The sequence below is a fragment of the Mycobacterium sp. genome (assembly GCF_965229105.1).
Classification (GTDB): Bacteria; Actinomycetota; Actinomycetes; order Mycobacteriales; family Mycobacteriaceae; genus Mycobacterium.
In genome coordinates this window covers 1517321-1540075 of sequence record NZ_OZ245858.1, presented here as the reverse complement: position 1 = coordinate 1540075, position 22755 = coordinate 1517321, and the positions used below count along the sequence as shown (strand labels likewise).

At 65.1% G+C, this 22755-nt stretch carries 26 protein-coding genes; 13 read left to right on the top strand and 13 right to left on the bottom strand.

Annotated elements, in window-relative coordinates:
- Nucleotide 1 precedes the first annotated feature (1 nt).
- From dusB to phoU, 3 genes are all read left to right on the top strand, one after another.
- Entirely contained in the window at nucleotides 2–1135 is a 1134-nt protein-coding gene (dusB, locus tag ADBZ9O_RS07435; protein WP_526532937.1) for a tRNA dihydrouridine synthase DusB, read from the top strand.
- 225 nt (nucleotides 1136–1360) lie between these two features.
- Nucleotides 1361–3478 carry an LCP family protein gene (locus ADBZ9O_RS07430; RefSeq protein ID WP_526529835.1) on the top strand — a complete coding sequence of 706 codons (2118 nt, stop codon included), beginning with the start codon at nucleotides 1361–1363 and terminating at the stop codon, nucleotides 3476–3478.
- Nucleotides 3479–3551: 73 nt separating this feature from the next.
- On the top strand, nucleotides 3552–4223 hold the full coding sequence (gene phoU / locus ADBZ9O_RS07425) for a phosphate signaling complex protein PhoU (protein WP_526529833.1): 672 nt from the start codon (nucleotides 3552–3554) through the stop codon (nucleotides 4221–4223).
- A 68-nt stretch (nucleotides 4224–4291) separates the two neighbouring features.
- On the opposite strand, the gene ADBZ9O_RS07420 is transcribed toward phoU, so the two are convergent.
- The 7 genes from ADBZ9O_RS07420 to ADBZ9O_RS07390 all read right to left on the bottom strand — a co-directional run bounded on the left by ADBZ9O_RS07420 (nucleotide 4292) and on the right by ADBZ9O_RS07390 (nucleotide 11691).
- On the bottom strand, nucleotides 4292–5737 hold the full coding sequence (locus ADBZ9O_RS07420) for an amino acid permease (protein ID WP_526529831.1): 1446 nt from the start codon (nucleotides 5735–5737) through the stop codon (nucleotides 4292–4294).
- Nucleotides 5738–5862: 125 nt separating this feature from the next.
- Nucleotides 5863–6639 (bottom strand): phosphate ABC transporter ATP-binding protein PstB, encoded by a 777-nt coding sequence (gene pstB / locus ADBZ9O_RS07415; protein ID WP_526529829.1) that lies wholly within the window; start codon nucleotides 6637–6639, stop codon nucleotides 5863–5865.
- A gap of 9 nt (nucleotides 6640–6648) precedes the next feature.
- Nucleotides 6649–7563: a phosphate ABC transporter permease PstA gene (gene pstA / locus ADBZ9O_RS07410; RefSeq protein ID WP_526532935.1), complete on the bottom strand. Its 915-nt coding sequence runs from the start codon at nucleotides 7561–7563 to the stop codon at nucleotides 6649–6651.
- A 3-nt stretch (nucleotides 7564–7566) separates the two neighbouring features.
- Nucleotides 7567–8616: a phosphate ABC transporter permease subunit PstC gene (pstC, locus tag ADBZ9O_RS07405; protein ID WP_526529827.1), complete on the bottom strand. Its 1050-nt coding sequence runs from the start codon at nucleotides 8614–8616 to the stop codon at nucleotides 7567–7569.
- Between the two features lie 60 nt (nucleotides 8617–8676).
- Nucleotides 8677–9816: a phosphate ABC transporter substrate-binding protein PstS gene (gene pstS / locus ADBZ9O_RS07400; protein WP_526529825.1), complete on the bottom strand. Its 1140-nt coding sequence runs from the start codon at nucleotides 9814–9816 to the stop codon at nucleotides 8677–8679.
- Nucleotides 9817–9970: 154 nt separating this feature from the next.
- Nucleotides 9971–10876, bottom strand: coding sequence for a mycothiol synthase (gene mshD, locus ADBZ9O_RS07395; protein ID WP_526529823.1), 906 nt, complete (start codon nucleotides 10874–10876; stop codon nucleotides 9971–9973).
- A complete protein-coding gene (locus tag ADBZ9O_RS07390; RefSeq protein ID WP_526529821.1) occupies nucleotides 10873–11691 on the bottom strand; it encodes a winged helix-turn-helix transcriptional regulator in 819 nt (272 codons plus the stop codon). The genes mshD and ADBZ9O_RS07390 overlap by 4 nt, the downstream gene beginning before the upstream one ends.
- Nucleotides 11692–11825: 134 nt before the next feature.
- Here ADBZ9O_RS07390 and lmeA point away from each other — a divergent pair, with 134 nt between their 5' ends.
- The 8 genes from lmeA (at nucleotide 11826) to ADBZ9O_RS07350 (ending at nucleotide 16114) form a co-directional block, all read left to right on the top strand.
- Complete coding sequence (gene lmeA / locus ADBZ9O_RS07385) at nucleotides 11826–12641, top strand: mannan chain length control protein LmeA (RefSeq protein ID WP_526532933.1); 816 nt, start codon at nucleotides 11826–11828, stop codon at nucleotides 12639–12641.
- Complete coding sequence (locus ADBZ9O_RS07380) at nucleotides 12638–13072, top strand: TlpA family protein disulfide reductase (RefSeq protein WP_526529819.1); 435 nt, start codon at nucleotides 12638–12640, stop codon at nucleotides 13070–13072. The genes lmeA and ADBZ9O_RS07380 overlap by 4 nt, the downstream gene beginning before the upstream one ends.
- Nucleotides 13073–13077: 5 nt before the next feature.
- Entirely contained in the window at nucleotides 13078–13194 is a 117-nt protein-coding gene (locus ADBZ9O_RS07375) for an Ms5788A family Cys-rich leader peptide (RefSeq protein ID WP_526529817.1), read from the top strand.
- Nucleotides 13195–13284: 90 nt separating this feature from the next.
- Nucleotides 13285–13758 carry a DUF4395 family protein gene (locus tag ADBZ9O_RS07370; protein WP_526529815.1) on the top strand — a complete coding sequence of 158 codons (474 nt, stop codon included), beginning with the start codon at nucleotides 13285–13287 and terminating at the stop codon, nucleotides 13756–13758.
- 30 nt (nucleotides 13759–13788) lie between these two features.
- Nucleotides 13789–14622, top strand: coding sequence for a sulfurtransferase (locus tag ADBZ9O_RS07365; RefSeq protein ID WP_526529813.1), 834 nt, complete (start codon nucleotides 13789–13791; stop codon nucleotides 14620–14622).
- Between the two features lies 1 nt (nucleotide 14623).
- Nucleotides 14624–14926: a DUF1416 domain-containing protein gene (locus ADBZ9O_RS07360; protein WP_526529811.1), complete on the top strand. Its 303-nt coding sequence runs from the start codon at nucleotides 14624–14626 to the stop codon at nucleotides 14924–14926.
- A gap of 216 nt (nucleotides 14927–15142) precedes the next feature.
- A complete protein-coding gene (locus tag ADBZ9O_RS07355; protein ID WP_526529809.1) occupies nucleotides 15143–15793 on the top strand; it encodes a nitrobindin family protein in 651 nt (216 codons plus the stop codon).
- Nucleotides 15794–15817: 24 nt separating this feature from the next.
- Entirely contained in the window at nucleotides 15818–16114 is a 297-nt protein-coding gene (locus ADBZ9O_RS07350) for a hypothetical protein (RefSeq protein ID WP_526529807.1), read from the top strand.
- Between the two features lie 3 nt (nucleotides 16115–16117).
- Here ADBZ9O_RS07350 and ADBZ9O_RS07345 read toward each other — a convergent pair whose 3' ends face one another.
- From ADBZ9O_RS07345 to ADBZ9O_RS07325, 5 genes are all read right to left on the bottom strand, one after another.
- Nucleotides 16118–16867 (bottom strand): amino acid ABC transporter ATP-binding protein, encoded by a 750-nt coding sequence (locus tag ADBZ9O_RS07345; RefSeq protein ID WP_526529805.1) that lies wholly within the window; start codon nucleotides 16865–16867, stop codon nucleotides 16118–16120.
- Nucleotides 16864–17691: an amino acid ABC transporter permease gene (locus ADBZ9O_RS07340; protein ID WP_526529803.1), complete on the bottom strand. Its 828-nt coding sequence runs from the start codon at nucleotides 17689–17691 to the stop codon at nucleotides 16864–16866. Before ADBZ9O_RS07340 ends, ADBZ9O_RS07345 begins: the two co-directional genes overlap by 4 nt.
- The gene (locus ADBZ9O_RS07335; RefSeq protein WP_526529801.1) at nucleotides 17688–18590 is read right to left on the bottom strand and encodes an ABC transporter substrate-binding protein; all 903 of its coding nucleotides are present in this window, start codon (nucleotides 18588–18590) and stop codon (nucleotides 17688–17690) included. Before ADBZ9O_RS07335 ends, ADBZ9O_RS07340 begins: the two co-directional genes overlap by 4 nt.
- A gap of 85 nt (nucleotides 18591–18675) precedes the next feature.
- On the bottom strand, nucleotides 18676–18996 hold the full coding sequence (locus tag ADBZ9O_RS07330) for a hypothetical protein (RefSeq protein ID WP_526529799.1): 321 nt from the start codon (nucleotides 18994–18996) through the stop codon (nucleotides 18676–18678).
- A 282-nt stretch (nucleotides 18997–19278) separates the two neighbouring features.
- A complete protein-coding gene (locus tag ADBZ9O_RS07325; RefSeq protein ID WP_526529797.1) occupies nucleotides 19279–20154 on the bottom strand; it encodes an aminodeoxychorismate lyase in 876 nt (291 codons plus the stop codon).
- Between the two features lie 68 nt (nucleotides 20155–20222).
- Between ADBZ9O_RS07325 and ygfZ the strand changes: the two genes are divergently transcribed.
- Together ygfZ and ADBZ9O_RS07315 are read left to right on the top strand one after the other, a co-directional pair.
- The gene (gene ygfZ, locus ADBZ9O_RS07320) at nucleotides 20223–21308 is read left to right on the top strand and encodes a CAF17-like 4Fe-4S cluster assembly/insertion protein YgfZ (RefSeq protein WP_526529795.1); all 1086 of its coding nucleotides are present in this window, start codon (nucleotides 20223–20225) and stop codon (nucleotides 21306–21308) included.
- Between the two features lie 136 nt (nucleotides 21309–21444).
- Nucleotides 21445–21624, top strand: coding sequence for a DUF3073 family protein (locus ADBZ9O_RS07315; protein WP_526529793.1), 180 nt, complete (start codon nucleotides 21445–21447; stop codon nucleotides 21622–21624).
- Nucleotides 21625–21657: 33 nt separating this feature from the next.
- Here ADBZ9O_RS07315 and purM read toward each other — a convergent pair whose 3' ends face one another.
- Nucleotides 21658–22743 (bottom strand): phosphoribosylformylglycinamidine cyclo-ligase, encoded by a 1086-nt coding sequence (gene purM / locus ADBZ9O_RS07310; RefSeq protein WP_526529791.1) that lies wholly within the window; start codon nucleotides 22741–22743, stop codon nucleotides 21658–21660.
- Between the last annotated feature and the right edge of the window lie 12 nt (nucleotides 22744–22755).

Sequence of the window (22755 nt, the reverse complement as noted above, 5' to 3'; positions counted from 1 at the left end):
TCTGCAGATCGGGCCGTTCGCACTGCCCAGTCCCGTGGTGCTGGCGCCGATGGCCGGTGTGACAAATGTCGCATTCCGGGTGCTGTGCCGGGAATTGGAACAGGAACGGGTCGGAACCGTCAGCGGCCTCTACGTCTGCGAAATGGTCACCGCCCGCGCGCTCGTCGAGCGCCATGAATCCACGCTGCACATGACCACGTTCGCTCCGCAGGAGTCGCCACGGTCCTTGCAGCTCTACACCGTCGACCCGGATACCACGTTTGCCGCGGCCAAAATGATCGCTGACGAGGGCCTGGCCGACCACATCGACATGAACTTCGGCTGCCCCGTGCCCAAGGTCACCCGCCGCGGTGGCGGCGCCGCCCTGCCCTATAAGCGGCGGCTGTTCGGCCAGATCGTGGCCGCCGCGGTCAAGGCGACCGAAGGCACCGATATTCCGGTCACGGTCAAGTTCCGCGTGGGCATCGACGACACGCATCACACCCATCTCGACGCCGGCCGAATCGCCGAACAGGAAGGCGCCGCGGCGGTCGCGCTGCACGCCAGAACCGCGGCGCAACGCTATTCGGGAGCCGCCGACTGGGACCAGATCGCCCAGCTCAAGGCCCATGTTCGCACCATTCCAGTGCTCGGCAACGGCGATATTTTCGAAGCCGGCGACGCGTGGGAAATGATGGCCACCACCGGCTGTGACGGAGTCGTCATCGGGCGTGGCTGCCTGGGGCGGCCCTGGCTGTTCGCCGAACTTTCCGCGGCCTTCAACGGCAGCCCCGCGCCTGTCCCGCCGACTCTGGGTGAAGTCGCCGACATCATCCGTCGGCACGGCGAGCTGCTCGCCGCGCATTTCGGCGAAGACAAAGGGATGCGCGATATCCGCAAGCACGTCGCGTGGTACCTGCACGGCTTCCCGGTCGGCTCTGATCTGCGCCGGGCCCTTGCCCTGGTCAAGACGCTCGACGAGCTCGACCAGTTGCTCAGCAGACTCGACCCCGACGTCCCCTTTCCGCCCGCAGCCAACGGACCGCGCGGGCGACAGGGTTCCCCGTCGTCGGTGTCCCTGCCGGAGGGTTGGCTCGCCGATCCAGACGACTGCACGGTGCCTGCGGGTGCTGACGCTATGCACTCCGGTGGCTGAATCGAGACGGTCTCGTCACCAGATCTCTCAGGTTGTCTCAGTACCCTGTGGACCTGAGTCGTATCGCTCCCGGTGGCGGAGCAGCGGTCACTCCTGCTAAAGACATAGGAACACTTGCGCTGTCCGCTGACGGACTGCGATGTAAGCGCAACGCCATACCCAGAGAACGACGCTCGCGCAACGAGGCGCGTTAGACCCCGCTAGAGCCGGAGGCCGGATTAGGACATGAGTGACGGCGATAACGCCACTCCTGGCCCCCGCGCGCCAAGATCCGACGGTGTCAACCAGTGGCTTACCAAACCTGCTCGGCCCGAACCAGCCGCCGCGCCGTGGGAGCGGCAGAATGTTTCCGATCGCCCGCCTGCGCCCACCCCGACTGAGCCAGCCCCCAGCGAGGGCCAGCACACCGGTGGCATCACCGTCGCCGACCTGATCGCGAAGATCACCGGCGACGTCCCGGCGAATCTGCGGCCCGCGTCGCGAACGCCGGAACCAGAGCAGGAGCCGGCCCGCGAGTGGCCAGAGGACGATGCCGAAATCTCGGACGCTCTGGAGCTGGGCGACCCGCCGACCGTCCCCACCCCCTCGGCCTATGCCTCCGAGATCCCCGACCTGGCCGCACTCGCACGTCGTCGTGCCATCGCCGACACCACGCTGCTCCCCGCGATCTCCGACCGTGCGCTGCCGGCCCGAATCGACGGCTCCGGCGGTGACGATGGCTCCGGCGGTGGCGACGGCGAACCCCCACGCAAGTCCCACCCGCGGCGGCGTCGTTCGCTGATGGTTGCCGGGCGCTCACTGGTGGCCTTGGTCGCCATCGTGGCGCTTGTCCTGACCGGCGGAGCCTGGCGGTGGACGTCGTCGAAGAACCAGAGCCTCAACACCGTTGCCGCGTTGGATCTCAACTCGCGTGACATCGTCGACCCCAACGCCCAGTTCGGTGATGAGAACTTCCTGATCGTCGGCGTCGACAGCCGGATCGGCGCGAACAGCGATATGGGCGCCGGTGACACCGAGGACGCCGGCGGCGCCCGCTCCGACACCGTGATGCTGGTGAATATCCCCGCCGATCGCAAACGGGTGGTGGCCGTATCCTTCCCGCGCGATCTGGCCATCACCCCGATGAAGTGCGAAGCGTGGGATCCCGAGACCGGCAAATACGGGCCGCTCTACGACGAGGACACCGAGTCCTACGGTCCCGACGAGGTCTACACCGAAACCAAACTCAACTCCGCCTACGCGTTCGGCGGGCCGAAATGCCTGGTCAAAGTCATCCAGAAAATTTCAGGCCTATCCATCAACCGATTCATGGCGGTGGACTTCGCCGGATTCGCCACGATGGTCGACGCCCTCGGCGGTGTCGAGGTGTGCAGCACCACGCCGTTGGAGGACTACGAACTCGGCACTGTCCTGGCCAATGCCGGACGGCAGATGGTCGACGGGCACACCGCGCTGAACTACGTGCGCGCCCGCCAGGTCACCACCGAGTTCAACGGCGACTACGGCCGAATCAAACGTCAGCAGTTGTTCCTGTCCTCGCTGCTGCGTTCGCTGATCTCCAAGGAGACCTTCTTCTCGCTGTCGAAGCTGAACAACGTGGTCAACATGTTCATCAACGACAGTTTTGTCGACAACATCGGGACGAAAGACCTCGTCGATCTTGGCCAGTCCCTCCAAGGAATATCGGCGGGTCGCATCACCTTCGTGACGGTTCCGACCACCGGAATCACCGACAGTTACGGTAACGAGGAACCGCGCACCGACGGAATCCGTGCGTTGTTCGACGCCATCATCAACGACGATCCGCTGCCGGGCGAGAACGATATGAACGCCACCATGTTGCCGGCCACCGACAAATCCTCAGATGCCTCGGCCACCGAGACGACGAAGGTCTCGCCACCGCCGCCGGGTCCGGTGACCAGCGAGCTCGTCAACGCGGTCACCACAACGCCCGCCGATGTCTCAGTGCACGTGTCGAATTCGACGGGTGAGGACGGGTTGGGCACCACCGCCGCCAGCGGGCTGGAGGAACAAGGCTTCAAGGTCGACACCCCCGATGACTATCCGAAGGAAGTCACCTCGACCACGGTGATGTTCTCGGCCGGTAACGAGCAGGCCGCCGCCACCGTTGCCGCCGCGTTCGGCAGCCCGCAGATCGAACGGGTCAGCGGGATGGGTGATGTGGTGAAGGTCGTGCTCGGCCCCGACTTCAATACGGTCAGCGCTGCCCCACCCAGCGGTTCCTCGGTCAGTGTGCACGTCACCCACGGTGGTAGCAGCGAGCCGACCGCCCTACCCGAAGACCTGACCGTCACCAACGGCGCGGACACCACCTGCGAATAGCTGGCGGGCATTCACCGTTCGTTCACCCGGTACGCCGTGACGATCGCGGGGTGGCCAAAGTAGTCTTGGGCCCATGCGTACCGCCTACCACGAGCAGTTATCGGCATTGTCGGCCAAGCTTGGCGAGATGTGCGGCATAGCAGGGGTGGCGATGGAGCGTGCCACCCAGGCTCTGCTGCAAGCAGATCTGGTGCTGGCCGAACAGGTCATCACCGATCACGAACAACTCAACGCGATGAGCCTGCAAGCGGAAGAGAACGCCTTCGTCCTGCTCGCGCTTCAGGCACCGGTTGCCGGTGACCTGCGCTCGATCGTCAGCTCGATTCAGATCGTTGCGGATATCGACCGGATGGGTGCGCTGGCGCTGCACGTCGCCAAGATCGCCCGCCGCCGGCACCCGCAGCACGCGCTACCCGAGGAAGTCAACGGCTACTTCGCCGAAATGGGTCGGGTGGCAGTCGAACTGGGCAATAGCGCGCAGGAGGTGCTGCTGTCCGGTGATCCGGAGAAGGCGGCCCGCATCCGTGAAGAAGACGATGCGATGGACGATCTGCACCAGCATCTGTTCACCGTCCTGATGGACCGCGAATGGAAGCACGGGGTTGCCGCCGCGGTCGACGTCACGCTGCTGGGCCGGTTCTACGAGCGTTTCGCCGACCACGCTGTCGAGATCGCCCGACGGGTCATCTTCCAGACCACCGGTGCGTTCCCCACGAACGACGAAGACGTCTACAGCGGCACGTAACACCCACACACCAGTCGGCCAGAAAAAGCCCCGCACGCTCGGCGTGCGGGGTTTTTGTCGTCCTGTGCCTACGGTTCGGAGTCGAGGACCTCGCGATGGACGATCATCAGGTACGCAAAATAGATGCCACCGGCGACGATGAGACCGATGACGATGAGGACCGGGATGGAGGCGTCACCGGGAGTGACGAGCGCGAACAACGCGATGGCCACCCAGATCAGGGCAGAAACGGCGACCGGCACCTCGAACCGTCCCAGACTGAACCCGCCTTCCTTGTGGTCGAGGTTCTTCCGTACCCCCAGATAGAGGATCACTGTGGCGCCGTAGATCAGTGCCGGCAGAATCGTCGAGCCGATGATGAGCTGCAGCAGCGCTTCACCGGGTAGCGCGAGCATCAAGACGACACCGACAGCCAGAATCAGCAGCGTCGCCGCAACCGGCGTCTGCGTCTTGGGATGGACTCGTCGCATCAAAGCGTGCGCTGGAAATCGCTGGTCGCGGGCCATGGCGAAGACCTGCCTCGAGCACGCGGCCATCACCACCATTCCGGCACCGAACATCGCAAAAGCAAGGCCCGCCAACAGAATTCGCTCGGTGACCGGCCCGAGTTGACTGCGGATGATGGCGGCTACCGGCGAGGCGCTGTTGCTCACCGCGGGGATGTCCTTGATGGCGAGGGTGAGTGCGATCAGGAAAATCAGCCCCAACAGCGCTGCCGCAACGACCGAGGCGATGATCGCGCGCGGAACGCTGCGGAACGGATCCTTGGCTTCTTCGGCAAGGTTCGCCGCGGAGTCGAAGCCCACCAGAGTGGTCAGCCCCATGATCATGCCTGCCGTCAATCCGCCGCCGATGGCGAAGTAGTTGGGGTCGGTGACGGTGATCCCGCGTGAGGTCAGGTTGGCGGCGTCGCCGCTGCCGGTGAATACCATGACCACGGCCAGTGCGACCACCAGCACGACCACGATGCCCAATTCGATACCCACCGCGCCCGAGGTGATCAAACCGAGCAGGCGCGTCGAGGCGATCACCAGCACGGCCTGGATGACCAGTATGGCCACGGTGATCATCCGCGCGGTGTCTTCGCTTTCCTCCATACCGACAAGCGGCATGAACGCCTGGCTGGCCAATGCGTTGTCCATGGCCACGACGGCGATTGCCAGGTACCAGAAGGTCAGCCAGCCGAACAACCAGCCGATCTTGGGACTGGCCAATCGCGACGCCCATTGATAGGACGATCCGCTGAGCGCGATCCGCGCCGCGAACTGTGCGACCACCAGCGCCACCAGCGTCTGCCCGACCGATGCCACGATCCACAGCCAGATGCCTGCGGGTCCGGCGCTGCTCAAGACAGCGCCGTAGGTGGCGAAGATGCCGACCGCCACCGAGATGAACGCGAAAGAGATTGCGAAGACTTCGAACCCGCCAAGGGTTCGTTTCAGCTCCGGTTCATAGCCACAATCGAGACACTCTTTGTCTGCGCTGGCGGGATCCGCCAGATTCTCCGCCGTCATGGCTGACCCTCTCCTGGCCCGCCAGGTGCGGGCTTTCACAATTCAGCAACGGTGCCATGGTGCTGAGCATCGCTACGTGCTGATTGTGGCGGAAAAGGGTTGGCGCTGAACCCGCAAGCAGCGCCTTAGCCGAAGCGGCCGGAAATGTAGTCCTCGGTGGCCTTCTGGGTTGGATTCGAGAAGATGGTCTCGGTGTTGTCCACCTCGATCAGCTTGCCGGGCTTGCCGGTGGCCTCCAGGTTGAAGAACGCGGTCTGGTCACTGACCCGGGCGGCCTGTTGCATATTGTGCGTGACGATCACGATGGTGAAGTCCTGCTTGAGTTCGGAGATCAGGTCTTCGATCGCGAGGGTGGAGATGGGGTCAAGCGCCGAGCACGGCTCATCCATCAACAGCACGTCAGGCTGCACGGCGATCGCCCTGGCGATACAGAGCCGCTGCTGCTGGCCGCCGGAAAGGCCGCCACCGGGCTTGTCGAGCCGGTCCTTTACCTCGTTCCACAGGTTGGCACCCTTGAGTGAGCGCTCCGCGGTCTCGTCGAGCGATTTACGGTTGCGCACGCCCTGCAATTTCAGTCCGGCCACCACGTTGTCGCGAATCGACATGGTGGGGAACGGGTTTGGCCGCTGGAACACCATCCCGATGGTCTTGCGCACCCCCACCGGGTCCACTCCGGAGGCGTAGATATCGTCGCCGTCGAGCAGCACCGAGCCTTCGACCCGTGCACCGGGGATGACCTCGTGCATGCGGTTCAACGTCCGCAGGACTGTCGACTTGCCGCAACCCGACGGTCCGATGAACGCTGTCACGCTGCGCGGCGGCACCGCCAGCGACACGTCCGCCACCGCATGAAAGGAGCCGTAGTAGATGTTGACGTCTTTGAGGTCCAGCCGTTTAGCCATGAGTTGCTCCTAGATCTTTTTCGGGGCAAAGAATTTCGCGACGAACCGCGCGCCGATGTTGAGGACCGCGATCAGCACGATCAGGGTCAGCGCCGCACCCCACAGCCGATCGGTCGGCACCGGGTTGGCGCCTGCGCCTGCCGATGTCTGGTCGTACATCATGCCGGGCAGCGAGCCCATGAATCCGCCGAACATGTCAAAGTTCATCGCCTGGGCGTAACCGACGAGGATCAGCAGCGGCGCAGTCTCACCCATCACCCTGGCCAGCGCCAGCATGATGCCGGTGACGATGCCCGACAGCGCCGTCGGAATGACAATGCGGGCAATGGTTTTCCACTTCGGCACACCGAGTGCGTAGCTGGCCTCCCGTAGATCCATCGGGACGATGCGCAGCATCTCCTCGGTAGATCGCACGATCACCGGGATCATCAGCAAGACCAACGCCAGTGATACCGCGAAGCCGGACCTCGGGAAGCCCAGGGTGGCAACCCACAGCGCGTAGATGAAAAGCGCTGCGACGATGGAGGGCACACCGGTCAGGATGTCCACCATGAAGGTGGTTATCTTGCCCATCCTGGTGCCGCCGCCGTACTCCACGAGGTAGATGCCGACGAAGACACCGATCGGGATCGAGATGACGGCGCACACCAAACCCTGCATCAGGGTGCCGACAAGTGCGTGGTAGACACCGCCGCCGGGGGCGAACGCGGTCATCCCGGCCTGCGAATTCATCCACCAGGTGGAGTCAAGGACGACACCGATGCCCTTGCTGATCACCGAGTACAACACCCAGATCAACGGCACCAGCGCGACCAGTACCGACAGCGTAACTAGAACGGTGGCAAGGTTATTGGTGATCTTGCGCCGGGTGCTGACGCCCTGGAAGGTGAGCGACTTGACCGGCTTGTCGAGCGTCGAGGTCATCATTTAGCCTTTCCGGCTGACCGCGGCGCGGGCCAGCGAGTTCACCACGAACGTCAGGATGAACAGGACCAGGCCGGCCGCGATATAGGCGCCCGCCTTGTACTCGTCGTTGAACTCCGATGCCGCCGCAGCGATCTTGCTGGCGAATGTGTAGCCGGCGTCGAAAAGTGACCACCCGAACGCCTTCTGGGTGCCGCGCAGGATGATCAGAAGCGCGATGGTCTCACCGAGCGCACGACCGAGGCCGAGCATGGCGCCGCTGATGTAGCCCGACAGACCGAAGGGCAGCACGGTGGTCTTCACCACCTCCCATCGGGTGGCGCCGAGTGCCAGAGCGGCCTCGATCTGCCCGCGTGGTGTCTGGATGAACACCTCACGACTGACCGCGGTGATGATCGGCAGGATCATCACGGCCAGCACGATTCCCGCAGTGAAGATCGTGCCGCCGCCGGTCACCGACGCGTTACCCGTGGCGAACAGGAAGAACCAACTCATGTTCTCGTTGAGCCACACCGCCAGCGGTTTGATCACCGGCGCCAGCACGTAGATACCCCAGACGCCGTAGATGATCGACGGCACCGCGGCTAGCAGGTCCACCATGTAACTGAGTGGACCTGCCACCCGCCGCGGTGCGTACTGCGTGAGGAATATCGCGATACCCAGCGCTACCGGCATCGCCAATACCAAAGCGAACAGTGAGACGAACACCGTGACTTGAAGCAGGTCGAAGATGCCGAACTTCATCGCCGAGGTGTCGGTGGTGACCCAGTTCCCGCCGTACAGGAAGAAGTTCTCGGTGTTGCGGGACAGTGCAGGCACCGCCCGCCACAGCAGGAACAATCCGATGGCGGCGATCAGGGCGATGATGAGGATGCCCGAACCTTCGGCCAAACCGCGGAAAACCCGGTCCCCCAGACGAACTTTGGTGTTCCTACTGGGATTGGTGGAAACGGGCGGCGGTTCCCCGATCGGTTGAGCCAAGGCTTCTCCCGATCCGGCACCGGCGGGATTCGGCAGTGTCACATCGACCCCATCACTTATCGGTCTGGTCATACATCCTCACCGTTTTTAGGCCGGTTCGCAAAGCAGCTACTGGATGGGCGGGCGAGAGACTTACTGGATGGCGTCCACCGAGGTCAGCAGACGCTCCTTGAACTTGTCCGGCAGCGGCACATAGCCGGCTGCGGCGAGCCCGGCCTGGCCGTCGTTGGCCGAGACCGTCAGGAACGACTTCACGGCAGCAGCCGTGTCCGCGTCATAACCCTTCGAGCAGACGATCTCGTAGGTGGCCAGCACCAACGGGTACGCGCCGGCTTCCTTGGTGGCGTACAGCGAGTTCAGGTCGAGCTTCAGGTCGTTACCCTCGGCCGCGAACTTGGCGGTGTCGATGGCCGTCTTGGCGGTGTCATCGGTCAGCTCGACCGGGCCATTGCCGGTATCGATCTGCGCGACGGTCAGCTTGGCCTGATCGGCGAAGCCCTTCTCGACGTAGCCGATCGAACCTTCGGTGGCCTGGACCGCCTGCACGACGCCCGCGGTCTTCTGCGCACCTTCGCCTGCGCCGCCCTGGAACTCCTTGCCTGCACCCTTGGTCCAGGTCTGCGGTGCCGCAGCCGTCAGGTACTTCTGGAAGTTGTCGGTGGTGCCCGACGAGTCCGAGCGGTAGATCGGGGTGATCTTGGTATCGGGCAGGGTCGCGCCGCTGTTGAGCGCGGCGATCGCCGGGTCATTCCAGGTGGTGATGGCACCGCTGAAGATCTTGGCCAGCACGTCGGCGTTGACGACGAGCTTGTCGACACCCGGCAGGTTGTAGCCCAGCGCGACGGGGCCGAACACCAGCGGCAGGTTCCAGGCCGGGTTGCCTGCGCAACGCGCGGCGGCCGGGTCGACCTGTTCCGCGGACAGCGGCGAGTCGGAACCAGCGAAGTCGACCTGGTTGGCGATGAACTGTGTGACACCTGCGCCCGACCCGGTCGGGTTGTAGGACAGGTTCTTACCGGCGCACTTCTGGCCCCAGACCTGGTTGAACACGGCGATCGCGTTCTGCTGGGCGGTCGAGCCCTCTGCTGTCAACGCGGCCTTGCCGCCGCAGTCCGCTGCCGCGGACGACGTGCCGGACGCAGCGGATGTCCCAGCCGCAGAGCTACTGGTGCCCGCGTTGTTGTCGCTACCACAGGCGGTCAGAGTCAATCCGGCGATTGCCGTCGCTGACACGGTCGCTAGAACTGTCTTGCCGAAACTATTGCGCTTCACCTATCCCGCTTTCATCAAGGACCCGCCGGGACGGTCGCCCAGCTGCCAGTGCCATTCCTTCGGCAAGGTATTCGCTGGTTGTGGACTAAAACCCGATGGCAGATGAACGAACGGTGAACAGCGCCGCGAACGTAGGGTGTCTACCGGCTGTGAATCAAGCCTTGGTGTTGCTGGCGTCAATATTTGCCGCATAGGCGGTGTCGACACTGTGAACGACAAACCCCAGCCGCTCGTAGGTGTGCACCGCGGCGGCGTTATCGGATTCGACGTAGAGCAGAACCGTCGGATCCTGCTCGTCGGCCAGCACGCGGGCCAGGGAAGCGACCCCGACCTGGGTCAGCGTGCGGCCCAGTCCCCTGCCTTGGGCCTGCGGATCGACCCCGACGATGTAGACCTCGCCAAGCCCAGGCTCCTCGGGGTGAACCTTGGTCCAGTGAAAGCCGAGCAGTCGATCCGAGCCGCTATCGAAGGCAAGGAACAGGCCTTCGGGATCGAACCAGCTCTCCCCGCGACGCTCCTGCAGATCGGCCTCGTCCCAGCCGCCCTGTTCTGGATGCCAGGCGAAGGCCGCGTTGTTGACGCGCAGTAGCTCGGCGTCATCGGACGGGCCGGCGTAGGTGCGGATCTCGAGGCCGTCGGGAATCTCCTGGGTGCCGATATCGCGCAGCGAACGGCGCATCTGCATCAGCTCGCGGACGGGCACCAAGGCAAGGGCGGCGGCGGTCGCCTTGGCAGCGGGCAGGGTGCCATGGGCCCAGAACCGGCTGCGCCCCTCGGAGCGTTGCTGGGCGGCGGCGATGAGTGCCGAGCCGACACCATGGCGACGCGCTCGCGGATGCACCACGAGTTCGGCCATCTCCGGCGTCAGGTTGAGATAGCCGACCACGTCACCGGCGCCGTCGGTGGCGACGAGATGGTCGGTCCGCTGATGACCCAACTCACGCAGTACCTGTTCGCCGACAGGCGGCACCGCATCGAATTGCGTTGCGGCGTCGATGATGTCACGGATCTGCCGTTGATCGACCGTCGATATCGACGTCCGCCATTCGAGCCGGGTCACTGACTGCGGAGCGGGTCCGACAAAGAGTCCGGCACGCTGTCGGGGGCCGACTCGAAATCGCCGTCCCCGTCATCGCCGAGGTCATCGGACAGATCGGACTCCGCCGCCACGGGCCTGCCCCGAGCCGGCCGAACCGCCTTGTAGCCGACGTTGCGGACGGTTCCGATCAGCGACTCGTATTCGGTGCCCAATTTGGCCCGCAACCGCCGCACGTGGACATCGACGGTGCGCGTTCCACCGAAGAAGTCGTAACCCCACACCTCTTGAAGCAGTTGGGCGCGGGTGAATACCCGGCCGGCGTGCTGCGCGAGATATTTGAGGAGTTCGAATTCTTTGTAGGTCAGATCGAGCGGGCGACCACGTAACCGTGCGGTGTAGGTGCCCTCGTCGATGACCAACTCGCCGAGGCTGACCTTGCCGACGCTTTCCTGATTGGCGATGCCGCCGCGACGGCCGACCAGCAGGCGCAGCCGTGCGTCGATCTCGGCAGGTCCGGTGCTGGGCAGCAGGATCTCGTCCAGACCCCATTCGACGTTGACGGCAACCAGGCCGCCCTCGTTGACGACGGCGACGACGGGCACCGAAGTGCCGGTGGTGCCGAGAAGTCGACAAAGACCGCGCGCGGCGGCCAAGTCGGTGCGCGCATCGACGATCGCCACATCCGCGGTGCCGGCCTCTAGAAGAGACGAAACCTCAGTGGGCGCCGACCGCACATTGTGTGCGAGCAGCGACAGAGAGGGCAACACAGCCTCAGGATGAGGGTCGACCGTGAGCAATAGCAGATCCAATAGGCCCTCCAGCGATCGGAAGATCATCTCCCCGATTCATGGCCGACACATCACTGTTACCGGCCAAGGTGCCCTAACGATAGCTTGCAACCTGCTGTTTAGCCGCGCTAAGGGGGCGGCGGGCGGCTCAGAGGCCCCAGTGGCGCGGTTCTGGCGACCTTCTGGGCCAGAATGTCGACGTGCGCAAATTGCTGATCGGGCTCGGCGTGACGGTGCTCGCCGTCGTGATCGGGGCCGTCGGCGCCGACTTCGGCACCACGATCTTCGCCGAGTATCGGGTGGCTCGAACCGTCCGTAGCTCGGCCGAGCTGAAATGGGATCCGTCGGTCGCCATCCTCGGTTTCCCCTTCATTCCCCAGGCGATGCATCACCACTACGACGAAGTGGAGATCAAAGCCAACGACGTTGAGCACCCCAGGGTTGGAAAGGCCTCCCTGGAGGGCACCTTGCACTCGATCGACCTGACAGAAGCGTCGTGGCTGATCAGGCCCGATGCCAAGCTTCCAGTGGGCAAGCTGGAAAGCCGCATCATCATCGATTCGGCACATCTGGGCCGGTTCATCGGCATCAGCGATCTGATGGTCGAGGCACCGCCCAAGGAATCCAATGACGCGACCGGCGGCACCACCGAATCAGGCATCTCGGGCAGTCAAGGCCTGGTCTTCACCGGCACCCCTCGCTCAACAGGATTCGACAAACGCGTCAGCATCTCGGTCGATCTTTCGATGACAGGTGCCGATCAGACCACGCTGGTCTTCACCCCGACCGGCATCCTCACCGGACCCGGCACCGCCGACCAAGCGGTCCCGGACGAGGACAAGGCTGCCGTGCTTGCCGCCTTCGCATCGAGCCTGCCCGACCAAAAGCTGCCGTTCGGCGTGCGGCCGACCAGCCAAGGTGTCCGCGGCTCCGACGTCATCATCGAAGGCATCGCCGAGGGAGTAACGATCACACTCGACGGGTTTAGACAGTCATGACTCCCGTGCTGATCACGGCCATTGCCATCGTGGTGGCGCTCGGCCTCGCAGGCCTGGTCGGCTGGCTGATCAACCGACGCTCGGGTGTTCTGCGCGGCACATCGGCATCCGATGGCGACGATGCAGACCAGCCGGACACCACTGACCTGGGCCTTTCGCTGACCGGCCCGACGATCGTGCACTTCAGCGCCGTGTGGTGCGGGCCGTGCGCTGGTGTGCGCCGGGTCGTCAACCAGGTATGTGCGGATCTCGGCGGGGTAGCGCACGTGGAGATAGATATGGACGCCGATCCGGCCGCTGCACGCAAGCTTTCGGTGCTGTCGCTGCCGACGACGTTCATCTTCGATTCGGGCGGCCGGTTGAGGTACCGCACCTCTGGCGTGCCGAAGGCCGCTGACCTGCGATCCGCGCTCGAACCGTTATTGGCTTGACCGCTATGTCTTTGGGTAAGGTGTGGGGCGTGTCAACCCGCCTTGAGCTCTCGCTCACCAAACGCCGCGCAGTTGATCTGTGCCGCACCGCGGGTTGTTGCTGTTGTTGTTGTAGCTGCTGAGTAGCCGCGCCCGTCTTATCGCGCCGCGCTCGGAGGAGGCCTGATGGCCTGCTCAAGACCAGCCCCAAACCACACAACAGGAGTATTTTCATGCCGAGCACCAAACCATTCGCGCAGGTCCAGGCGCCCGCCCACGTTGACGTGCGCGGACCCCGATTCGCCGCCTGGGTCACCACCACGGTGCTCCTTGTGACATTGCTCACCGCCGCCGTCAGCCCGGTGGCAGCCGCGGTCATCCTGGGACTGCAGACGGTGGTTTTCGCCATCGGTGCCGTCCAGGGTCCGCGTCAGCATCCGTACGGACGCATTTTCGCCGCCCTGATCGCACCGCGGCTCGGTCCGGTCACCGAACGTGAACCACAACCGCCGCTGAAATTCGCCCAGCTGGTCGGGCTCATCTTCGCGGTGGTCGGCACCGCGGGCTTCGCCCTCGGCATCCCGGTCCTCGGCGTCGTGGCCACGTCATTGGCCTTGTTCGCCGCCTTCCTCAACGCGGCCTTCGGCATCTGCCTGGGCTGCCAGCTCTATCCCCTTGTTGCGCGTCTGCGCGCGACGCCCGCCTGACACCTCCCGCTTACCGAAAGGATCTAATCCATGGCACGCTCCGACGTCCTGGTCTCCGCCGACTGGGCCGAGAGCAATCTCGACGCGCCCAACACCGTCTTCGTGGAAGTTGACGAAGACGCCAGCGCCTACGACGGCGGCCATATCGCCGGTGCGGTCAAGCTGGACTGGAAAACCGACCTGCAAGATCAGGTTCGCCGCGATTTCGTCGATGCCCAGCAGTTCTCCAAGCTGCTCTCCGAGCGCGGCATCGCCAACGACGACACGGTGATCCTCTACGGCGGAAACAACAACTGGTTCGCGGCCTACGCCTACTGGTACTTCAAGCTCTACGGCCACGAGAACGTCAAGCTGCTCGACGGCGGTCGCAAGAAGTGGGAGCTCGACGGCCGCCCCCTGTCCGCCGACGCGGTGAACCGGCCGGGCACCAGCTACTCCGCCAAGGATCCAGACACTTCCATCCGCGCCTTTCGCGACGAGGTCATCGCCGCCATCGGCACCAAGAACCTGGTGGACGTCCGGTCCCCCGACGAGTTCTCCGGCAAGATCCTCGCGCCGGCGCACCTGCCGCAGGAAGGCAGCCAGCGTCCCGGTCATATCCCCGGTGCCATCAGCGTTCCGTGGAGCAAGGCCGCCAACGAAGATGGCACCTTCAAATCCGACGATGCTCTGGCCAAGCTGTACGCCGACGCCGGTCTGGACGGACAGAAGGAGACCATCGCGTACTGCAGGATCGGCGAGCGTTCGTCGCACACCTGGTTCGTGCTGGCCGAGCTCCTCGGGCACGAAAACGTCAAGAACTACGACGGCAGTTGGACTGAATACGGCTCCCTGGTGGGCGCCCCGATCGAGTTGGGAAGCTGATATGTGCTCTGCACCGAAACAAGGATTGACCTTGCCTGCCAGTGTTGACCTGGAAAAGGAGACGGTGATCACCGGCCGCGTGGTCGATGGCTCCGGCCAGTCGGTCGGTGGCGCTTTCGTCCGCCTACTGGACAGCTCCGACGAGTTCACCGCCGAGGTCGTCGCGTCGGCCACCGGTGACTTCCGGTTCTTCGCCGCACCCGGCACCTGGCGGGTGCGTGCGCTGTCGAAGTTGGGCAACGGTGACGCCGTGGTGGCACCGTCGGGCGCGGGGATCCACGAAGTCGACGTCAAGGTCGCTTAGCTCGGCATTTCGCGAGCGTGCGTGTCTCCAGCAGACACGCCGCAGGACTGTGCGCAATCACGCACGCTCGTGGCTGGGCCCAGAGGTCTTACCCGCCCGGAAAGGAACTAGACTCACTCCCGTGGTGCTGTTCTTCGAGATCATGCTTGTCGCGGCCGTCGTGGTCATCACGTGGTTCGCGTTGTATGCGCTGTACCGGCTCATCACTGACGAGTCGTGACGGATAGTGCACCGACGCCAGGCTCGGCGGACCGGGCGGTAGCTGCGGCTGCCGAACGCGCGCAAGCCACCTCGGCGCGGAACATTCCGTCCTTCGCCGACCTCCCGGCGCCCGCAGATACCGCGAATCTGCGCGAAGGTGCCAACTTGCACGACGCGCTTCTGGCGCTGCTGCCGCTGGTCGGTGTGTGGCGCGGTGAGGGCGAGGGACACGGCTCGGACGGTGACTACCGGTTCGGCCAACAGATCGTCGTCTCGCACGACGGCGGCGACTACCTCAACTGGGAAGCCCGATCGTGGCGGCTGACCGAATCCGGTGACTACGACGGCCACGATCTGCGGGAAACCGGCTACTGGCGGTTCGTCGACGACCCCGCCGATCCCAGCGAAACACAGGCCATCGAGCTCCTGCTGGCGCATTCGGCCGGCTATGTCGAGCTGTTCTACGGCAGGCCGCTGAACCAGTCGTCATGGGAACTTGCGACCGACGCACTGGCCCGCAGCAAGTCGGGTCGACTGGTCGGCGGGGCCAAGCGGCTCTACGGCATCATCGACGGCGGCGATCTGGCCTACGTCGAGGAGCGAATCGACGCCGACGGCGGACTGGTCCCGCATCTGTCGGCACGGCTGACCCGCTTCGCAGGTTAGACACCAAACCTTCCCAGGAGATCCGTGAGTTTTCGCTTGCCTGCACTCGTCCTCGTTGCCGGCGTTGCGCTCGGCGGTGTGGTCGGCTGCGGATCTTCCACCCCCGCGCCTGCACCCGGATCCAACACCAGTACGCCGGCCACCGCCGAACACGGCGCCTTCGCGCACTGCCTCGGCGAGCACGGTGTCATCGAGCCGGCCGGTTCACCTGCGGGCCCGCAGCCGGGCCCGGTCACCGCCCCTAATGGTGTCGACCCGAGCACCTGGGAGCAGGCCATGCAGGCGTGCTCGTCGCTCGCACCGGGACCTGCGGGCCCCTAGCGGTTACAACCGGCCCGCGTCGGTGATGCGGCGCAGGAACTGGCGGGTGCGCTCTTCTCTCGGTGCGCCGAGGACCTGCTCGGGCGGACCGGATTCGATGATGCGGCCGCCGTCCAAGAAGGCGACCGTGCTGGCGACCTGGCGGGCGAATCCCATCTCATGGGTCGCCATCACGATGGTCCGGCCGGACTCGGCCAACTCGCGGACGAGTTCGAGGACCTCGCCGACCAACTCGGGGTCGAGGGCACTGGTGATCTCGTCGAGCAGCAAGAGCCGCGGGTCGTATGCCAGTGCCCGTGCTATCGCCACCCGCTGTTGCTGTCCACCGGACAGTTTGTCGGGGTAGGCGTCCGCCTTATCCGACAATCCCACCCGGGCCAGTAGTTCGCGGCCGCGCTCGGCGGCGTCGCGCCGGTTGGTGCCGTGCACGACCCGGGGTGCGAGCGTGACATTGCCGAGCACGGTCATATGCGGAAACAGGTTGTAGGACTGGAACACCATGGCCATCGCCCGGCGGGCGATATCACCGTCGAGCCGCGGATCGCTGATATCGCGACCGTCGAGAAGGATCTGGCCGTCGTCGATGTCCTCGAGCAGATCGATGCACCGCAGCAGGGTCGACTTCCCCGATCCGGACGCACCGATGAGCACCACTACCTGATGCTCGGCCACGTCCAGGTTGATCCCGTCGAGCACCGTGCGATCCCCGTAGGCCTTGACCAGATCGCGCACCGACAGCACCGGCTGGGTCATATCGCACCCTGACGCGTCGCCGACCGCCGCGCCACCCAATCGGCCAACCGCGCGGACGGCACTGCCAACGCGATGAACAGCAGGCCGGCGACCACGTACGGCGTGAAGTTGTAGGAGGTCGCCGCTTGAATCTGCGCGGCCCGCACGGCATCCACGGCGCCGAGCACCGAGATCAGCCCGCAGTCTTTCTGCAGTGCCACGAAATCGTTGAGCAGCGCCGGGGTGACCCGGCGCGCGGCCTGTGGCAGTACGACGAGTTGCAAGGTGCGCCGATAGTTGAGCCCCAACGATTTCGCGGCGGCCAGTTGTGACGGGTGCACGGATTCGATACCGGCCCGGAACACCTCTGCGACGTAAGCCGAATACACCAGCACCAGCGCCAGCCCACCGAGCAAGACCGGATTATTGGGCACACCCGATAGCCGTAGCCCGGGCAAACCGAAGCCGACCAGGTACAGCAGGATCAGCAGCGGCATCCCCCGGAAAAGGTCGACGTAGCCAGTTGCCAACGCGCGCACCGGAAACCACACCGGGCCCCGCAATGTCCTGGCGGCCGCAAGCGCCAGGCCCACGATCAGGATCAGCACCTGACACACGATCAACACCCGGATGTTGAGCCACAGGCCCTCCAGCAGTGCGGGCAGGCTGTCCCAGCCAATGCGCACGTTGAAGAACGAGTCCTTGACCCGCGGCCACCCCGGTGACGACATCGTCGCGAACGCGACCACCGTGGCGAAGACCAGCGTTGAGGCCATCGCGATCAGGGTGGAGCGGCGCGTGCGCGAGCGCCGATAGGCCAGCCGTTCGGCTGCCAGTGCTGTCACTTAAGGACCGGCGCGGCACCGGCTTCGGTCAGCCACTGCTGTTGCAGCTTGGCCAGCGTCCCGTCGGATTGCAATCCGTCGACGGCTTTCGATACGCACGCGGTCAACGGGCTGCCCTTGTCCAGCACGATGCCGAACTGCTCGGGTTTATCTGTGCCCGTGGGTAATTGGCCGACGATGACACCGTCGGTCAGTTCACTCTGCACCGCGAACGCGGTGGGCAGGTCAAGGACCAGCGCATCGATCTGGCCATTGATCAGGGCGGCCTTGGCATCGTCGTTGTTGTTGTAGACCGCCACGGGCACAGTCGGTTTGACCGCCTGCGCCGAGGTGTAGCTGGTGGTGCCGACCTGGGCGCCCAGCTTGAGTCCGCGCAGTGCGTCGACGGTGGTGGCGCCCGCCGCCGGTGACGACTTGAGGCTCACGACAACCTGGGTGACGTCGTAGTAGGGCGAGGAGAAATCGACCGCCTGCTTGCGCTCGTCGGTGATCGAGAACTCGTTGAGATTGGCATCGAAGGTCTTGGGGCCGGGCGCGATTGCGGCGTTGAACGGCACCCGCACCCATTTCACGTCGCCCGTGGCGTAGCCGAGTTTGTCGGCGACCGCATAGGCCACCGCGGACTCGTAGCCTTTGCCGTTGGCCGGATCGTCGTCGACGAACCACGGCGGGTAGGCGGGCTGGTCGGTACCGAAGGTCAATGTGCCCGACGACAGCGTGGTCAGCGAGGCCTTATCGCAGGTGTCCGCGGCGCCGGTTGCGGCCGGTTTCTCATCGGCAGGTGCACAGCCTGCGAGGGTGAGTAGACCGGCGGCGGCCAACACGGGGACCAGCATTGAAGTCATCTGCATCGCGGCATCATTGCGCACCCGGCGCGGCACCGCCAGGTATCGGCTCACGGCGACACCGATATGCAGTCACAGCCTGCTGATAACTGATCGATAACCCACGCTCAGCCAGCATTTCTACCGTCAACTCCGATGATCAATCGACCTCAGAGGAGTTCACCGTGATATCTGGCTTTCGTCGTGTCGCCCTGACCGCTGCCGCCGGTGCGGCATTGCTGGGTGCAGTGGTGGGTTGTTCGTCCGATCCACCCGCCGCATCGGCAACCCCGACAACGTCACTGGCCCAGGACGCCTTCATGCAGTGCATGACCGAGAACGGGGTACCCGCACCGCCCGGGGGTGGTCCCGGTGGTCCTGGTGGTCCTGTTGGTCCGCCGCCTTCCGGGATGCCCGCCGGTGGGCCCGGCACGCCACCCGCACCGCCGGGGGTGGACCAGGACACGTGGGACACGGCCATGCAGGCCTGCTCGTCGTTGATGCCCGCACCGCCAAGCGGCTAAAGATCCCCGACATGGAACGACCCCCGAGCCGTTAGTTCCTGGTTGGACAAACCGGGGGCTCGGGGGTCGGGTGGCTGCAGGAAATTCGCCGGCGCTCGCAGGTGATTTTCCTCGCCTGGTGCTGCTAGCGGGCAGCCACCTCACATGTCCATGAAGCTATCAATTTCGCGGACCACCTCCTCTCCTGTGTACCGCCGAACTTACTCGCGTCCTCGCGGCTCGACAACTGTTTTTCGCCATCAGCGATCGCACACGATCGCGGCATCGACGAGACCTGCGAATTCGGCCGCGATGGGTGCAAATCGCAGCGGCTGACCGTCGAGGGTGTGCACCCGAGCTCCGAGTGTGATAGCGGAGACCAACCAAACACCTTGCGCGGAAAGGAGATCCGCCGGGCGAAGCGCGCGGTAGTCGCAGTCGTAGCCCCTGGCGCGGGCCACCTCGAACAATGCTTGCTGAGTGGTACCGCGCAGGATCGGATACCACGGCGGCGGGGTGAGCAGGCAGGGGCCGGTTGCGCCGTCCTCACCGTCGGTGGCGATCACCACCGTCGAGCGGGGCCCTTCGAGCAGGTATCCGTCGGAGCTGACGAAGATGACGTCATCGGCGCCCTGGTGTGCGGCGTGCCGTAGTGCGGCCATGTTGACCGCGTAGGACAGCGTCTTGGCGCCGGCCAGCAGCCACGGCATGGCATCGGTGCCGACCGCGGGCAAGCCGCGCTCGAGCGCTATTGCCGACACCCCGTCGCGGCGCGCCACCGCCACCCGGTCGGCCAACGGGTTGACCGTGACGTATGCCGTTGGCGGTGACCCGCTTTCCCGGCCACGGGTGTAGACCAGACGCAACGCACCCTCGGCGTCACCGGCGGCTGTCCACTCCCGTGCCGCGATGCCGATCGCGTGCCGCCAGGCCGCCAGGTCCGGTTCAGGTAATTCCAGGAGTTTTGCCGAGTGGGTGAGGCGACGCAGATGCGCTTCGACGAGGCATGGTCCGCCGGTGCGGACAAGCAGCGTCTCGAAGACGCCGTCCCCGCGGACCGCGGCCAGATCGTCGGCGTAGAGCAGAGGGCTCTGCGGGTCTACCGACCCGCCGTCGAGCGTGACCAGCACAGACATGGGCACACAGCGTAGTTACGGAGCGAAGGGTGGGAATAAGCCGGGGCTGTGGACCGTAGTGTTGCCTTGTGACAGTCGCAGTTCCCGCCCCCACATCTGGGCCCGACGCCGGTGCCATTTGGCACTACGGCGATCCGCTCGGTGAGCAGCGGGCCGCATCGACCGACGCCGTGGTGGTGGATCGCTCGCACCGCGCCGTCATCACCCTCGCAGGTCCCGAGCGCCAAAGCTGGCTGCACACCATCTCGTCTCAGCATGTTGCGGCCATTCCCGACGGCGTCACCACTGAAAACCTCAGCCTCGACGGCCAGGGCCGGGTTGAGGACCACTGGATCCAGACCGAGTTGGGTGGTGTCACCTATCTGGACACCGAGCCCTGGCGGGGCGAACCGCTGCTGGCCTTTCTGACCAAAATGGTGTTCTGGGCACAGGTCACCCCGGCCAGCGCCGAACTCGCCGTGCTGTCGCTGCTGGGTCCGCGACTGACCGATCCAGCTGTACTGACCGCGCTGGGCGTCGCGGCGCTGCCCGACGAGGCCGCTGCGGTGGCCTTACCCGGCGGCGGCTTCCTGCGCCGGATGCCTTCAGACGACAACGGCTCCATCGAACTCGATCTGGTCGTGCCGAGGGACGAAGTGAGCTCGTGGCTGAGCCGGCTGACCGAAGCGGGTGTGCGGCGCGCAGGCGTGTGGGCCTATGAGGCCCACCGGGTAGAAGCTTTGCGGCCACGCCTGGGCGTCGATACCGACGAACGCACCATCCCGCACGAAGTTGGCTGGATCGGCCGGGCTGTGCACCTGGACAAGGGTTGCTACCGCGGCCAGGAAACCGTCGCGCGGGTGCATAACTTGGGTAAGCCGCCGCGAATGCTCGTCTTGGTCCACCTAGATGGCTCCGGCGACCGCCCTGCCACCGGCGATCCGCTGCTCGCGGGCGGGCGCGCCGTTGGACGGCTCGGGACGGTCGTCGACCACGTCGATCTCGGACCCGTGGCGCTGGCTGTGGTCAAGCGCGCACTGCCCGTCGATACCGAACTGCTGACCGGCGGAGACGTCGCCGTAGCAGCGGTGATCGATGCCGAATCACTGCCGCCGACCGACGTCGCGGGCGCTGGACGCGTCGCCATCGATCGGCTGCGGGGGCAGAAGAGATGACCTGTGATGTTCACCGCCGCCGGGCCTGCCAGCGCTCGGCGTCGGGACACGGTAAAGTAATCGCAGGATAATAAACACACAGATCGGAGCCGCCTGCATGTTGGGCCGCTCCGTTATTGCGCGAGGGGGTTCCCCCATGGGCCGCGGCCGGGCTAAGGCAAAGCAGACCAAGGTTGCTCGAGAGCTGAAATATAGCTCCCCGCAGACCGATTTCAGTCGGCTCCAAGAGGAGCTGGGTGGGTCGCCTACAAGCGAACCCGATGAACTGGATGACGCGGACGACAGTTGGCGCGACCAGGACAGCTGGCGACGCTGAATCTCACTCGACGTTGACTCTCACCCGAGGTCGTCAGAACCTCGGGTGCCTCCCGACCAATGTGGCGCGCGGCGTGTCCTTGCTGCCCTTCTTCACGGTGCCGAGGGTCCAGCAGCTCAGGTGACGGGCGGTCAGAATCGCCAGTGCGCGGTCGGTGTCCTCCGGCGCGACGACGGCGACCATGCCGATGCCCATGTTGAACGTCTTCTCCATTTCGGCACGGTCAATGCGTCCCCGTTGGGCGATCAGACCGAATACCGGAGCCGGCGTCCACGTGCCTCGTTCCAGCTCGGCGGTCAGTCCCGGCGGCATTACCCGCTCAAGGTTGCCCGCCAACCCGCCGCCGGTGACGTGGCAGAACGTCCGGACCTGCGTCTCGGCAGCCAGCGCCAGGCAGTCCTTGGCATAGATGCGGGTGGGCTCCAGCAGCTCTTCACCCAGGGTGCGGCCGAATTCTTCGACGTGCCCGGCCAGGTCCATCCGGTCGATCTCCAACAGCACCTTGCGGGCCAGCGAATATCCGTTGGAATGCAGGCCCGATGAGCCCATCGCGATGATCACGTCGCCGGGCCGAACGCGTTCCGGCCCGAGCACGTTATCGGCCTCGACGACCCCGATACCGGTGGCCGAGATGTCGTAGTGGTCGGGATCCATCAACCCGGGGTGCTCAGCAGTCTCACCACCCAGCAGCGCACAGCCGGCCAGCACACATCCGTCGGCGATACCGGCCACGATGGCCTGCACCCGCTCGGGGACTGTGCGCCCGACGGCGATGTAGTCCTGCAGGAACAGCGGCTCGGCGCCGCACACCACCAGGTCGTCGACCACCATGGCAACCAGGTCGAGTCCCACGGTGTCGTGCTTGTCCATCGCCTGGGCGACGGCGAGCTTGGTGCCCACCCCGTCGGTCGAGGCAGCCAGCAGTGGTTCCCGGTATCCACTCCGCAGAGCAAAGAGCCCGGCGAACCCTCCGAGACCACCCCGCACCTCAGGCCTGGTGGCCTTCATGGCGAGCGGCTTGAAAAGTTCGACGGCGCGGTCGCCGGCTTCGATATCCACTCCAGCCGACGCATAGGAGATGGCCTGGGAAAAGGCGGGGTCTTCAGCGCGATCCGTCATCGGGCCTCAATC